This is a genomic window from Agathobacter sp. LCP21S3_B2, from assembly GCF_052118705.1.
Taxonomy (GTDB): Bacteria; Bacillota; Clostridia; order Lachnospirales; family Lachnospiraceae; genus Roseburia.
Map to the genome: position 1 here is coordinate 23,505 of NZ_JBQKGQ010000013.1, position 14,085 is coordinate 37,589.

12 protein-coding genes, 1 tRNA gene and 1 other RNA gene are annotated in these 14,085 nt (G+C 45.1%); 12 read left to right on the forward strand and 2 right to left on the reverse strand.

Features of this window, described 5'->3' with window-relative positions; translation table 11 throughout:
• The first annotated feature begins 79 nt into the window (after positions 1–79).
• From ACTQ1L_RS10380 to ACTQ1L_RS10415, 8 genes are all read left to right on the forward strand, one after another.
• A tRNA-Leu gene (locus ACTQ1L_RS10380) sits at positions 80–163 on the forward strand.
• Between the two features lie 155 nt (positions 164–318).
• Positions 319–1,692 carry a hypothetical protein gene (locus ACTQ1L_RS10385; RefSeq protein ID WP_441367012.1) on the forward strand — a complete coding sequence of 458 codons (1,374 nt, stop codon included), beginning with the start codon at positions 319–321 and terminating at the stop codon, positions 1,690–1,692.
• 181 nt (positions 1,693–1,873) lie between these two features.
• Complete coding sequence (locus ACTQ1L_RS10390; protein ID WP_321110308.1) at positions 1,874–2,887, forward strand: deoxyguanosinetriphosphate triphosphohydrolase; 1,014 nt, start codon at positions 1,874–1,876, stop codon at positions 2,885–2,887.
• 334 nt (positions 2,888–3,221) lie between these two features.
• Complete coding sequence (gene dnaG, locus ACTQ1L_RS10395) at positions 3,222–4,994, forward strand: DNA primase (protein WP_321110309.1); 1,773 nt, start codon at positions 3,222–3,224, stop codon at positions 4,992–4,994.
• A 13-nt stretch (positions 4,995–5,007) separates the two neighbouring features.
• On the forward strand, positions 5,008–6,264 hold the full coding sequence (gene rpoD, locus ACTQ1L_RS10400) for an RNA polymerase sigma factor RpoD (RefSeq protein WP_321110310.1): 1,257 nt from the start codon (positions 5,008–5,010) through the stop codon (positions 6,262–6,264).
• A 1-nt stretch (position 6,265) separates the two neighbouring features.
• Positions 6,266–7,009 (forward strand): tRNA (adenine(22)-N(1))-methyltransferase, encoded by a 744-nt coding sequence (locus tag ACTQ1L_RS10405; RefSeq protein ID WP_441367013.1) that lies wholly within the window; start codon positions 6,266–6,268, stop codon positions 7,007–7,009.
• Positions 6,996–8,738, forward strand: a complete 1,743-nt coding sequence (locus ACTQ1L_RS10410) for a nucleoside kinase (RefSeq protein WP_441367015.1) — start codon at positions 6,996–6,998, stop codon at positions 8,736–8,738. The genes ACTQ1L_RS10405 and ACTQ1L_RS10410 overlap by 14 nt, the downstream gene beginning before the upstream one ends.
• Positions 8,731–9,543, forward strand: a complete 813-nt coding sequence (locus ACTQ1L_RS10415; RefSeq protein ID WP_441367016.1) for an alpha/beta hydrolase — start codon at positions 8,731–8,733, stop codon at positions 9,541–9,543. The genes ACTQ1L_RS10410 and ACTQ1L_RS10415 overlap by 8 nt, the downstream gene beginning before the upstream one ends.
• 159 nt (positions 9,544–9,702) lie before the next feature.
• Here the strand turns inward: ACTQ1L_RS10415 and rnpB are convergent.
• Positions 9,703–10,048: RNase P RNA component class A (rnpB, locus tag ACTQ1L_RS10420), an RNA gene on the reverse strand.
• 223 nt (positions 10,049–10,271) lie between these two features.
• Between rnpB and ACTQ1L_RS10425 the strand changes: the two genes are divergently transcribed.
• Genes ACTQ1L_RS10425 through ACTQ1L_RS10435 form a run of 3 tightly spaced genes read left to right on the forward strand, consistent with a single transcriptional unit; the run spans position 10,272 to position 12,264 of the window.
• A complete protein-coding gene (locus ACTQ1L_RS10425; protein WP_321110313.1) occupies positions 10,272–10,667 on the forward strand; it encodes a hypothetical protein in 396 nt (131 codons plus the stop codon).
• A 44-nt stretch (positions 10,668–10,711) separates the two neighbouring features.
• Entirely contained in the window at positions 10,712–11,563 is an 852-nt protein-coding gene (locus ACTQ1L_RS10430) for a DUF5685 family protein (protein ID WP_015517425.1), read from the forward strand.
• On the forward strand, positions 11,560–12,264 hold the full coding sequence (locus tag ACTQ1L_RS10435) for a DnaJ domain-containing protein (RefSeq protein ID WP_441367019.1): 705 nt from the start codon (positions 11,560–11,562) through the stop codon (positions 12,262–12,264). Before ACTQ1L_RS10430 ends, ACTQ1L_RS10435 begins: the two co-directional genes overlap by 4 nt.
• A gap of 238 nt (positions 12,265–12,502) precedes the next feature.
• Here the strand turns inward: ACTQ1L_RS10435 and ACTQ1L_RS10440 are convergent, their stop codons facing one another.
• Positions 12,503–12,964, reverse strand: coding sequence for a PH domain-containing protein (locus tag ACTQ1L_RS10440; RefSeq protein ID WP_321110315.1), 462 nt, complete (start codon positions 12,962–12,964; stop codon positions 12,503–12,505).
• A gap of 200 nt (positions 12,965–13,164) precedes the next feature.
• Between ACTQ1L_RS10440 and pyrB the strand changes: the two genes are divergently transcribed.
• Entirely contained in the window at positions 13,165–14,085 is a 921-nt protein-coding gene (pyrB, locus tag ACTQ1L_RS10445) for an aspartate carbamoyltransferase (RefSeq protein WP_321110316.1), read from the forward strand.

The window sequence follows — 14,085 nt, forward strand, 5'->3', positions numbered from 1 at the left end:
ACAAATTTATATTTTTCGTATAGTTTTTAAAAATTTTGCTTGCATTATTCTAAACTTTTTGGTAGAATAATGCTTGTTCGCAGGAGTGGCGGAATTGGCAGACGCGCAGGCTTCAGGTGCCTGTGGTAGCAATATCGTGTGGGTTCAAGTCCCATCTCCTGCATTAACAGGGAAGTCGGTGAACGACTTCCTATTTTATTTTGTGCAGATAATTTTGAAAGCCTATTGGCTATTAATGGTCTATAACCGTTGCCTGCCACACTGAGGGGTACAGCTGTCACAGGAATTTGATTATTATATTGGAGATGGGATTGCAGCGTGAAGAGATTGAATCTATCTTATATTAATGTAATATGTGTGTTTGTTTTGTCCTTTGCTGTTATGGAGTATGTAAATCTTTTGATTGGCAGAGTGGGTGGATTTCCTGTGCTTGCAGGGGGGATTGTGTCATATTCCGTTATGAGATATGGCAGCTTTGCAAGGAAAAATATGGCATGCTACATGGGCATCTATATACTGACATGGTTTATCGGCACGGTAGTGCTCTTTATCTCAAAATACTCAGGCTGGGGCAATATCAAAAAGCTTGGTCCGGCGCAGTATTTCAAGGCACTGTACGGCTCAACCCTGTCAGAGATATGGGGATATTTTTTTGCAATTGTGCTCATGCTGACAGTGATTGTTTCACTTTTTCCGCTTACCGTAATAAAAAGCAGGAAAATATATGCACGGTATGCGTTGGGAACTACACTTTTTTGGACGATAATACTCATACCGCTTAGGTTTATAGATAAGAAATTTGTCAATCACAAGGTGATGTGGCAGGCCGGCTGTATGATGGCCTTTGCTGTGCTTTTGCTTGTGCTGGAGCTTTTCGTTGTATACAGACTGGTGAAATACAGGTATTGCGATGAGCATGCAGACAGGAAAGTGCGCATTCACAGACGCAGGGTCCGAAGGAAAACATTAAAAGCTGTAATAGTCATTGTGCCGGTCGTTGTCATTGCAATTATTGTTGTTTACACATATTTTATGTCGCCTTCAAACGAGCCGGCTGAGTATGAAAAGGTCGCAAGCTGTATCACAAATGATGACAGGCTTGGGCCTATGGTTTATGACAGTCAGGTGTATATTCCGATAAACATAGAGCTTGACTATGCAGGGACTGGCAGTCCGCTTGGCTATATTGTATACAAGGATCAGGACTATAGCAGCAGGTACTATGAGTTTGCAGCATCAAACATCTTATATATGAATAAGAACGGTGACGATACATATTTACAGATGGCGGGCAACGCATCAAATTCATACAAGAAGCTGTCTGTAGTTGAAAAAAGCAATTCATGGAAGGACTGCAGCGTTTTTCTCATGTGGGATGAGGAGTGGCAGTCAGAGTCGCGCTACAGCAAGGATGTCACAGGCTATACGGAGTGCGATGAGGATTTCATAAAAAGTCTTGAGGATACCTTTGGTGCAGTGAAAATAAATCCGGCAGACTTCAAGGGCTATGATGCCTATTTTACAATAGAAGGCTACAAATCCATGAAGGATGCCGTAGAGAGTGACAGTCATGTGGGCACTTGGGTGGGCTGCATACTGGCAAAAGACGATAAATTTTACTATGGAAGCTACGACAATGAAATCACAGGCGGACAGCTTCAGATGCTGCGCCATGTGCTCGGCGGTAATTGATATAGCATTTAATTTTTGCCGAAAGAAAATTAAAGTAAAAAGAAATAAAAAAAGGATTTTTAAAAATCACGTCGAATAATAACTAGTGTAGAGCACTATTAGTGGAATGTAACGCTATTTGTTACATTTGTGTGTGAATAGCAGCAGAACATAACGACTGTGACAGCGAGGAGGCAGATAAATGACTATTCGCGAGCAGATAGAAAAACGTGAGCAGGAAATACTTAGTCCGTTCGCATGCCTGAGCATCAACTCAAGAGGCAGGGACTATGATGAGCCGCAGTGCGATATCAGGCCTGTTTTTCAGCGGGACAGGGACCGGATACTGCATAGCAAGGCATTCAGGCGTCTGAAAAATAAGACACAGGTGTTTCTTACGCCAAAGGGCGACCATTACCGCACACGTATGTCGCATACGCTTGAGGTGTCGCAGAATGCCAGGACAATAGCCAAGGCACTGAGACTGAATGAGGATCTGGTGGAGGCTATAGCGCTGGGGCACGACCTGGGGCATACACCGTTTGGACATGCGGGTGAGCGCATCCTCAATGAGATATACGAGGGTGGCTTTAAGCATAATGAGCAGAGTGTGCGCATAGTGGAGAAGCTCGAAAAGGACGGAGCAGGACTCAATCTGACCTGGGAGGTCAGAGATGGTATGCTAAATCACCAGACCTCGCTCATGCCTCACACTTTAGAGGGCAAAATAGTCAGGCTTTCAGACAAGATAGCCTACATAAATTCAGACTTTGATGATGCAATCCGCGCACAGCTTCTGTGCGAGGATGATATACCGCTTGAGATAAGAAACACGCTTGGACACAGCACCAAGGCCAGGCTCAATCATATGGTGCACAATATCATCACAAACAGCATGGGAAAGGACGATATATGCATGTCAAAAGAGTCCGCGCAGGCAATGCAGGATTTGCGTAAATTCATGTTCGCAAACCTCTACAACAATCCAGTCGCAAAAAGCGAGGAGAAAAAGGCCAAGGCGATGCTCAAGCAGCTTTATTTCTATTATATGGAGCATATAGAGGAGCTGCCGCAGAAGTATCTCGTCATGCTAGGGCAGGGTGATGACAAGGGGCGCATCATATGCGACTATATATCAGGTATGACAGACCAGTATGCCACCACGAAGTTCCACGAGTATTTCGTACCGGTAGCATGGGAAATCGATGGTTACTGAGATTATTTATAATTCTGTAAAAACCGCCTGGTGAGCGCGTCTGCAGTGCGGCACTTAGCTCTTGCAGAGGCGACTAGCGAAGCTGCTTAGAGACTGTAGAATTATGCACATGAAGCACAGAAATGCACCGGCATGGAAGCTGGGGCAAGGAGATATCGAGCCATGGATGGCGAGTATCGACGGTTTCGTCAAGCATAGAAAAACTGCAGGCATAATTCGTACAGACTCTTGGCAGCGTAGCGTTAGCCGGTTGTAAGAGCTAAGTGCCGCACTGCAGACGCGCTCGCCGGGCGACACAAATGACAACAAAGATGAACAGTAAGGGGATGATAAAATGCCGTACTACTCTGACGAGCTTATAGAGGAGGTACGTTCGCGAAATGACATAGTCGATGTTATAGGAAGCTACGTGCATCTTCAGAAAAAGGGAAGTACCTATTTTGGATTATGCCCATTCCATAACGAAAAGACAGGATCCTTTTCAGTCTCACCGAATAAGCAGATGTACTATTGCTTCGGCTGTGGAGCCGGAGGAAATGTATTTACATTTCTCATGCAGTATGAGAACTTTACCTTCCCAGAGGCCATGCAGGAGCTTGCAGACCGTGTGGGAATTGAGCTTCCCAAGCAGGAGATGACATCAGCACAAAGGAGAGAAGCAGACAGGCGCACACAGCTGCTTGAGATAAATAAAGAGGCTGCAAAGTATTTTTATATGCTGCTTCGTGGACCGAGAGGACAGAAGGCACATGAGTATTTCAAAAAGAGAGAGCTGTCCGATGAGACAATGCAGAAGTTCGGGCTTGGTTACTCGGACCAGTACAGTGATGATCTGTACAAGTATCTGCGCAGCAAGGGCTATGATGATGAGATACTTAAGGAGACAGGTCTTGTGACGATAGATGAGGTCAGAGGCGGGCACGATAAGTTCTGGAATCGTGCGATGTTTCCGATTATGGATGTGCACAACCGTGTCATAGGCTTTGGAGGCCGAGTGATGGGGGACGGAGAGCCAAAGTATTTAAACTCTCCGGAGACAAAGATATTTGATAAGAGCCGTAATCTTTACGGACTTAATATAGCAAGGAGCACGAGGAAAAACCAGCTCCTTTTGTGTGAGGGCTACATGGATGTCATAGCACTGCATCAGGCGGGTTTTGACAATGCGGTGGCGTCGCTTGGCACGGCGCTCACGAGCGGACATGCCTCACTATTAAAGAGATACACCAATGAGGTATATCTGACATATGACAGTGATGGCGCCGGGGTAAAGGCAGCGCTGCGTGCGATTCCGATACTCAAGGAGGTAGGCATCACAACAAAGGTCATTAACATGCGGCCGTACAAGGACCCGGATGAGTTTATCAAGGCGCTTGGCGCACAGGAGTATGAGGAGCGTATCAAAAAGGCTGAAAACAGCTTTATGTTTCAGATACGGATCATGCAGGCAGGCTATGATATGGACGATCCCGAGTCGAAAACCGCATTTTATAATGAAATCGCAAAGAAGCTGCTTGGTTTTACCGAGGAGCTTGAGCGGACAAACTATACGCAGGCAGTGTCCAGAGAGTACAGCATACCATACGACGACTTAAGAAAGCTCGTAAACAGTATGGCAATGAAGGGCGGTATCGTAAAGCCACAGACCAAACTTAAAAGTGGAATCAATGAGAAAAATAAAAAGGAGGATGGCATGAAGCAGTCGCAGAAGCTTCTCCTCACATGGCTCATAGAGGATAATTCACTTTTTGACAGGATAAAGGGGCTTATCAGTGCAGATGACTTTACCGAAGAGCTGTACCACAAGGTGGCTAAGGAGGTTTTTTCACAGTATGAGACCACGCATACAGTAAATCCAGCCAGGATAGTAAGCATGTTTACTGATGAGGACGAACAGCGTGAGGTGGCAGGGCTTTTCAATGCCACAATCCATCAGGTGGAGGGCAAAAATGACAAGGCAACCGCACTAAGGGAAACCGTTGTCCGTATCAAGCAAAACAGCATAGACTACCGTTCAAAGCATCTGGCACCTACAGATATGGAGGGCATGATGAGGATTATTGAGGATAAGCGTGCACTCGAAGAATTGCAAAAAATACCAGAATAAAGAGGAAAATAAAATGGCAAAGAAAAAGGAACAAAAAGACATGGCACAGGAGCAGGAGCAGAGACTGAAATTCCAGCAGAAGCTTATTGAGATTCTTGAGCTTGGAAAAAAGAAAAAGAATATGCTCGAATATGAGGAAATTGCAGATTTTTTCAAGGACTTAAATCTGGATCCGGAGAAGTTTGAGATGGTAATAGATTATCTTGAGCAAAACGGCATAGACGTGCTTAAAATCAGCAATGATGATGACGTGGATGATGATATCATACTCGATGATGAGGATGAGGTAGAGGTTGAAAAGATTGATCTCTCAGTACCGGAGGGAGTCAGCGTCGAGGATCCTGTCCGTATGTATCTTAAGGAAATAGGTAAGGTACCTCTTCTCTCTGCAGATGAGGAGATTGAGCTCGCCCAGAATATGGAGGACGGAGCGGTAGCAACCGAGAAGATTAATGTACTAAAGGGCCGCCTTGATGGTGCATCGGAAGAGGAAAAGGCTGAGATAAAGGCAGAAATAAAGACACTGCAGAGGGATGTGGACAAGGGAGCGGATGCCAAAAAGCGTCTTGCAGAAGCAAACCTGCGTCTTGTTGTCAGCATTGCAAAGAGATATGTGGGAAGAGGAATGCTTTTCCTTGACCTGATTCAGGAGGGAAACTTAGGTCTTATCAAGGCAGTTGAGAAGTTCGACTACAAGAAGGGCTACAAATTCTCTACATATGCCACATGGTGGATTCGCCAGGCTATCACAAGAGCCATAGCTGATCAGGCCAGAACAATCCGTATCCCTGTGCATATGGTTGAGACAATCAACAAGCTCATCCGTGTGTCAAGACAGCTCCTTCAGGAGCTTGGCAGAGAGCCTTCACCAGAGGAAATTGCCAAGGAGATGAACATGCCGGTAGAGCGTGTGCGTGAGATACTCAAGATATCGCAGGAGCCTGTTTCACTTGAGACTCCAATCGGTGAGGAGGAGGATTCACATCTTGGTGATTTCATCAAGGATGATAATGTACCGGTTCCTGCTGATGCGGCAGCATTCACACTTCTTAAGGAACAGCTTGAGGAGGTGCTTGGCACTCTTACAGAGAGAGAGCAGAAGGTACTCACACTCCGCTTTGGCTTAGAGGACGGCAGAGCCAGAACACTTGAAGAAGTAGGTAAGGAGTTCAACGTCACTCGTGAGCGTATCCGCCAGATTGAGGCAAAGGCGCTAAGAAAGCTTCGTCATCCAAGCAGAAGTAGAAAGCTTAAGGACTACTTAGAGTAAGATGATTAGGCTATCCAGAAGAATGAAGGCAGTGGCATCAATGGTCACGGCCGGCTACACGCTGTGTGATGTGGGAACCGACCATGGCTATGTGCCTATTGCCCTGGTGCAGGGGAATATAATACCGAAGGCAATTGCTGTTGATATAAATAAGGGACCGCTTGAGCGCGCCAATGAGCATATAAGGGCAAACGGTCTGACAGAGCAGATTACCACAAGGTTTTCCAATGGGCTTGAAGCGATACACGACGGAGAGGTTGACTCTATTGTCATAGCAGGAATGGGAGGAGAGCTTGTTATTCACATTTTAACCGCAGGGGAGACAGTGTGCAGGTCGGCAAAGGAGCTGATTCTGCAGCCACAGTCGGAAGTGAGCAAAGTCCGTGAATATGTAAGGAACACAGGATATAAGATAGTTGATGAGGATATGATTTTGGAGGACGGAAAATACTATCCGATGTTCAGATGTGTGCCGTGTGCGGACAATTCCGCATGGGACAATATGGACGAGACGACGGTTACTGTATGCGATTTGTACGGACCGGTACTTATCAAAAACGGCAATCCGGTGCTTAGAAAGTTCCTTGTCAGGGAACACCACAAGCTGGCTGCCATCATGCAGCAGCTAAGGACACAGGAGATGAGTGATTCCATCATGGACAGAATCGAGCAGATAAACGAGATGATGGCATACAATGAGGCAGCATATTCGACTATGGGGGCAATAAGAAATGCAGGAATATAGTGTGAAGGTGACCTTGCCGGATGGACAGGTCATGGCAGTGACAGCATCAGAAAGTGATACTTTAGAAGCCGTAGCAGACAGAGTCAAGGATTATTATGAGGATGACATAATCCTTGGAATTGTAAACGGCAGGCTTCGTGAACTGAATAAGCAAATAAAAAGTGACTGTGAGCTTAGCTTTGTGACGACAGCTGACAGGGATGGCAGGCGTACATACAGAAGAAGTGTTGTGCTGCTTTTGCAGAGGGCTATATACGATGTATATGGCAGCATGACACAGCTTCATGTGATGCATTCGCTCGGAGAAGGCTATTATTGTCAGCTTGAGAAAGCGGTAGAGTGTGCGGACAGCCAACAGGAAAAATATAATGAAGATACAGACTTACAAGGCAGCAGAGAAAACAGTGTGAAAAGCGTGACAGAGCATGATATCGACAGGATAGTATGCAGCATGTACTCATTTGTGGAAAAAGACCTCACGATTATCAAGCACAGTGCAAAAACACAGTATGCGGAGCAGCTTTTCAAGGAAAAAGGGCTGCATGATAAGGAGAGGTTATTGCACTACAGGAGAAGCTCCAGAGTCAATCTCTATGAGCTGGATGGTGTGGTGGATTATTTCTACGGATTTATGGCACCTTCGACAGGCATGCTCAAATATTTTGATATAGTGCCGTATGAGAGTGGCTTTGTGCTTCTTTTTCCGGGTGCTCACAGCAGCAGTGTTGAGCCGCTTGTGACATCAAATAAGCTGTTTCACACGCTGGATGATTCCAGGGAATGGAGCAAGATGCTTGGAATAGGCACGATAGGCTCACTAAATGATGCGATTGCAGCAGGCAGGGGACAGGAAATCATGCTGCTTCAGGAGGCACTGATGGAGCAGAAGATAGGAAATCTTGCAGCGCAGATTGCTTCGGATGACAAAAAGAAATTTGTCATGATAGCAGGTCCTTCATCATCAGGCAAGACATCGTTTGCCAACAGACTGTCAATCCAGCTTATCGCAAAGGGCAGAAAGCCACATCCGTTAAGTCTGGATGACTACTATGTGGACAGGGAGTTTTGCCCGAAGAATCCGGACGGAAGCTTTGATTTTGAGTGCCTTGAATCTATTGATGTAAAGCTGTTCAATGAGGATATGAACAGGCTTCTTAAAGGAGAGGCTGTTGATATGCCTTCCTTCAATTTCAAGACAGGAAAGAGAGAGTACCGCGGAAGAAAGCTGATGCTTGGCCCTGATGATATACTTGTTATTGAGGGTATTCACGGCCTAAATGACAGGCTTTCACAGCTTATCCCGCCTGAGCACAAGTTCAAAATCTATATCTCAGCGCTTACACAGCTCAATATTGACGAGCACAATCCTCTTTCCACCACAGATGAAAGACTGATACGCCGGATTGTGCGTGATGCGCGCACACGAGGTACCAATGCCATGGAGACCATCGCTATGTGGCCGTCTGTCAGAAAGGGTGAAAGGGAGAATATCTTTCCTTTCCAGGAACAGGCGGATGTGATGTTTAACTCTGCACTTGTGTATGAGCTTGCGGTACTCAAGGTGTATGCGGAGCCGTTGCTTTTTGGCATAGAAAGAGACTGCCCGGAGTATCTCGAGGCAAAGAGGCTGCTTAAGCTCTTAGACTACTTCCTTCCGATGCCGGCTGATGGCATACCAAACAATTCACTGCTTCGTGAGTTTGTAGGAGGAAGCTGCTTTAATGTTTAAAACTAAAAAATCACGCATTCCGGCTGTGTATAGAATACTGCTTGTGGCAATTGCAGTCATGGCTATTGGCGGTATTGCCGTAAATTGTTATGTGGGAAATTATTATCGTGCAGATTCAATTGCGGAGGCTGCAATCGATTCAGACAGAGAGATTTCTGTTACCATAGAAAAGAAGGACAAGCGTATACAGGCCACCCAGTACGACTTAAAGCTTAAGAATTATACGATAACCTTTGCACCGCAGGATAAGGAAAAAGCCACAAAGGCATTGATTTTTTACCTGGGAGGCAGGGTGCAGTATACGGCGTATGCGCCGCTGATGCATGAGCTTGCAAAGAATAATTTCGTGTGCATACTTGTACATATGCCGGGCAACCTCGCAGTATTGGACCAGAATGCAGCTGACGGTATCATTGAAAAATACAAGGAAATATACCCATCCATACAGGAATGGTACATGGGAGGCCACTCCTTAGGCGGAGCCATGGCTGCAGAATATGTGTCAAAGCATGCAGATGAGTTTGATGGACTATATCTTTTTGCAGCATATTCTACCGCTGACCTGTCGGATTCAGATCTGAGGGTTTTTAGTGTGTATGGCTCAGAGGATGGTGTGCTTGATATGGACAAATACCGCAAATACCGCTCAAACCTGCCGGAGGATACATATGAGTATGTCATTGATGGCGGGTGCCATTCCTATTTTGGAAGCTATGGTCTGCAAAAGGGAGACGGTACACCTGATGTGGCTTTCGAGGAGCAGATAGAGATGGCGGTAGACTTTATTACATACAACAGCAAGTGATAGTTACCAGTATAATATATTACATACAACAGCAAATGGTAGTTACCGGGAAATAACAAAATGCAACTGAGATATCTCAGTTGCATTTTTAATGGTGCACCTTGCGGCGCACGTTACTAATAAGTTATTTTACGAAACGCCAATAGGCTTTAGATTATTAAAATACGCAGGACGATAAGCCGGGTTATGTCGTTGAGTGATCATCTATCTAGGACGCCTGTTGCCAGACGCCTCAAGCGACCTACCTAAAGCTGGCGGGCCACGTCAAAGCTTTGTTTCGGTCTTGCTTCGGATGGGGTTTACATGTGCCCTCCCTGTTACCAGTGAGGCGGTAGTCTCTTACACTGCCATTCCACCCTTACCACAAAAGTGGCGGTATATTTCTGTTGCACTGTCCTTAGAGTTTCCTCCACCGGCCGTTAACCGGCATCCTGCCCTATGAAGCCCGGACTTTCCTCACCTGCGGTCTTTCGACACCTGCAGCCGCGATCACCTGTCCTGCATATTTATTTAATATACCAAGCATTTTTCTAAAAATCAAGCCCTTTTACCAACTTTAATAAACGAAATATAAAATGTTTCTTAAAAGACGATAGGTCTATTGACGGTTTTTATCTTCAATATTATCTTAATAATGTAAAGAGCAATTTAAAACCTCAAATTCATAGCGTGGACACTGTATGAGGTAAGAATTTGGCTATAATGAAAATATAGGGCGAGGCGGTAATATGAGAGAAAAATTTATCAGATTTATGAATGGAAGAAACGGGATGGACGAGCTTGCAAGGGCTGAGTCATGGGTAGTAATGATATTACTTGTGGCTTCAATATTTACAAGGTCGGCGATACTTGATATACTGGCTATAGGACTGATGATACATATGTATTTTCGTGTATTTTCAAGGAATGTAAACAAGCGCTATGCAGAGAATCAGAAGTTTTTAAATGCCAGGTATGAGTGGACCGTAAAGGCAGAGCGCAGGAAAAAGCGCTTTGCACAGAGGAAGCAGTACAAGTTCTTCAAGTGTCCTATGTGCAAGCAGGAGGTCAGGGTGCCAAGAGGACATGGCAAGATCTGTATAACCTGTCCGAAGTGCCGGGAGCAGTTCGTGAGACGCAGCTAGTATGTCAATATATATACCTGTACATAAGAGCATGGAGAAGAGAAATGTTTGGATATATAACTGTCAATAAGGACACCTTGTCCGAGGAAAATAAAAAAATATATCAAAGCTATTATTGCGGGCTGTGCCAGACAATGAAGTCGCAGTATGGCAGGCGTGCACAGATGGCACTAAACTATGACATGACTTTTCTCATAGTGCTTCTGACAGGCTTGTATGAGCCGGATAGTGTGACGCGGGATGGATTTGTATGCAGCGTGCACCCTACGAAGAAGCGTACACTTCGCACCAATGAGATTACAGAGTATGCTGCAGCTATGAACATACTGCTTGCATACTACAATCTGATAGATGACTGGAAGGACGATAAAAGCCTGACGAAGAAGACATACGCAGAGATGCTGAAGAAGGACTTTGAGAAGGCAAAAAAAGGCTATCCGATACAGGCTAAAGCGATAGAGGACTACATTGCAAGGCTTGCAGAGTGCGAGAAGAGTAATGATACCAATATTGATGCAGTTGCAGGGCTGACAGGAGAGATGCTCGGCATACTTTTTGCGTGGAAGCAGGATGAGTGGCAGAAGGATTTGAAGGAATTTGGCTGCTACATGGGCAAATTTATTTATATAATGGATGCATATGAGGACATAGGGGATGATGTGAAAAAGAAGTCATATAATCCACTTATACAGCTCATGCATTGCTGCAATAATGATCAGGAAAAATTTGACAAATCCTGTCGGCTTATGATGACATCTATGCTTTCAGAGGCAGCAAAAATATTTGAGAGGTTGCCAATTCTCTTACATGCGGATATAATCAGAAATGTTCTATACTCCGGTGTGTGGAGCAAGTATGAGTATATTCAGATGAAGAAAAGGAAGAAACATAAATGATAGATCCATATCAGGTGCTCGGTGTCAGCCGCAGTGCAAGTGACGATGAAATAAAAAAGGCCTACAGGAACTTAAGCAGAAAATATCATCCTGATGCCAATATCAACAATCCTAACAAGGATCAGGCTGAGGAGAAGTTTAAGCAGGTGCAGCAGGCATATGACCAGATAATGAAAGAAAAGCAGTCCGGTGCTGCCGGAGCCGGTGGATATGGCAGTGCGGGAAGCAGCAGCTCATACGGCGGCAGCTCCTATGGTGGAGCATATGGTAGTGGACCGGGAGCAGGTGGACCGTTTGGTGGTTTCTATGGCCGCTATACCTACAATAATGCAGGCAGCAGTGCACAGGATGACAATCCAAAGGTGCGTGCAGCAGGCAATTTCATCAGCAACGGCTACTACAATGAGGCACTGAAGGTGCTTGAGGAGGTACCTTTTGCTGAGAGACGCGGAAGGTGGTACTACTACAGTGCTGTCGCAAACCAAAAGCTCGGCAACACAGCGACTGCCATAGAACACATACAGCGAGCAGTGTCGCTTGAGCCAAACAACATGCAGTACCGCCAGTTTATGCAGATAATTGAAAATGGTGGCTCGTGGTATTCGGATATGGGAGACATATACGGACGCCCTAGTAGCAGGGGAAACGAGTGCTGCAGTCTGCTAGCCACATTCTTTTGCTGGCAGATGTTCTGCTGCTAGATGTCAAGCTTTTCTGATGTTACAGATGGAAATTCGTGCAAGTTATTGGGTTGATTATTTGCAGAATGATGGACGGGTATATTAATCTGTGAATTATTCTGAATAGTTACCTGAAAAATAAAAGGGGATGTGAAAAAACTCGATTGAGTTTTTTCACATCCCCTTTTATTTATGGACATAAGTAACTATTCAGATCCACACATATATGAGCAAAATCAGCTGCGCAGCAACGGCTGTATTATTCCATAGAATCCGGAATACCATCATGATCCAAATCTGCCATGTCTGCTCCGTGCGCACCGATATCCACAGTGTTTAAGGTGCGTCTTTTAAGTCTTGCGGCCTCAGACTGCTTGAGCAGATAGCTCTTTATCTCGCGTGAGTGCTTTATGTGAACGAGCTTAAGTTCAGGGTTTGTGACGTCGCCTGTGTAGCAGACTATGGTTCCGAGCTTAAAAATGCGCTCCATCAGTGATGTGGTGAGCTTTACATCAGCTACCTTATACATGTAGCAGTCATCCTCTGTGGTGCTTAAGAGTCCGGACTCTACAGTGATAAAGGACGGTGTGACGGTATATTTTGTGAAAGTCCACGGCAGACCGAGAAACAGCAGTCTCTTTCTCTCCTTAAAGATTACGGCATCGTCATCATCGATTGCGCCGGCTGTGGTGTTTTTGATTTGTGATTCATTTACAGACATATTATTCTCCTTTTTGATGTTGAAATTGTTGTAATTGTATGAAAACTTCAATACAATTGCTAAGCGTTCAGAACAGTTATATTCTGCCATATATTCTACAACAAAAAAGTGTAAAAGCCAACTTGAATATTGCGCTAAGTTATTATATGATAGAAAAAATGTAATAAAAATTGTTACGCGAAAAAGAATGGAGGCAAATTATGCGTCACTTAATGAGTCCGTTGGATTTTTCTGTAGAAGAGTTGGACAAGCTTCTGGATCTTGCAAATGATATAGAGGCTCATCCTGAGAAATATGCACACAAGTGTGATGGAAAGAAGCTTGCAACCTGTTTTTATGAGCCAAGCACGAGAACCAGGCTTAGCTTTGAGGCTGCCATGCTTAATTTGGGAGGCTCGGTGTTAGGTTTCCACAGTGCTGATTCGTCATCTGCGGCAAAGGGCGAGAGCGTTTCAGATACTATCAGGGTTATTTCCTGCTATGCAGATATCTGTGCAATGCGTCATCCTAAGGAGGGTGCACCGCTTGTGGCTTCAGAGAAATCGCGTATCCCTGTAATCAATGCAGGCGATGGAGGTCATCAGCATCCTACCCAGACACTTGCTGATCTCCTTACAATTCGTTCCATCAAGGGCAGATTGAATAATATCACAATCGGCTTTTGCGGAGATTTAAAGTTTGGACGTACAGTGCATTCACTGATCAATGCACTCATCAGATATGACAATGTGAGGATTGTGCTTATCTCGCCTGAGGAGCTTAAGGTGCCTGACTATGTGCGTGATGATGTGCTTCGTGCCAACAATATCGAGTTCAAGGAGGTAGAAAAGCTCGAGGATGCCATGGGAGAGCTTGATGTGCTCTACATGACACGTGTCCAGAAGGAGCGTTTCTTCAATGAGGAGGACTATGTGCGTCTGAAGGATTTCTACATTCTGACAAAGGAGAAGATGGAGCTTGCAAAGGATGATATGATTGTACTTCATCCGCTCCCACGTGTGAATGAGATTTCTGTTGATGTGGATGATGACCCGAGAGCATGCTATTTCAGGCAGGCACAGTATGCGGTTTACGTGCGTATGGCGCTTATTCTGACATTGCTTGGACTGGCTGAGGACTAA

What these genes read in the sequence shown, in the direction of transcription:
- ACTQ1L_RS10390 (WP_321110308.1), top strand. Translation starts at nt 1,874, where the DNA reads ATGACTATTCGCGAGCAGATAGAAAAACGTGAGCAGGAAATACTTAGT.
- dnaG (WP_321110309.1), top strand. Translation starts at nt 3,222, where the DNA reads ATGCCGTACTACTCTGACGAGCTTATAGAGGAGGTACGTTCGCGAAAT.
- rpoD (WP_321110310.1), top strand. Translation starts at nt 5,008, where the DNA reads ATGGCAAAGAAAAAGGAACAAAAAGACATGGCACAGGAGCAGGAGCAG.
- ACTQ1L_RS10405 (WP_441367013.1), top strand. Translation starts at nt 6,266, where the DNA reads ATGATTAGGCTATCCAGAAGAATGAAGGCAGTGGCATCAATGGTCACG.
- ACTQ1L_RS10410 (WP_441367015.1), top strand. Translation starts at nt 6,996, where the DNA reads ATGCAGGAATATAGTGTGAAGGTGACCTTGCCGGATGGACAGGTCATG.
- ACTQ1L_RS10415 (WP_441367016.1), top strand. Translation starts at nt 8,731, where the DNA reads ATGTTTAAAACTAAAAAATCACGCATTCCGGCTGTGTATAGAATACTG.
- ACTQ1L_RS10425 (WP_321110313.1), top strand. Translation starts at nt 10,272, where the DNA reads ATGAGAGAAAAATTTATCAGATTTATGAATGGAAGAAACGGGATGGAC.
- ACTQ1L_RS10430 (WP_015517425.1), top strand. Translation starts at nt 10,712, where the DNA reads ATGTTTGGATATATAACTGTCAATAAGGACACCTTGTCCGAGGAAAAT.
- ACTQ1L_RS10435 (WP_441367019.1), top strand. Translation starts at nt 11,560, where the DNA reads ATGATAGATCCATATCAGGTGCTCGGTGTCAGCCGCAGTGCAAGTGAC.
- ACTQ1L_RS10440 (WP_321110315.1), bottom strand. Translation starts at nt 12,964, where the DNA reads ATGTCTGTAAATGAATCACAAATCAAAAACACCACAGCCGGCGCAATC.
- pyrB (WP_321110316.1), top strand. Translation starts at nt 13,165, where the DNA reads ATGCGTCACTTAATGAGTCCGTTGGATTTTTCTGTAGAAGAGTTGGAC.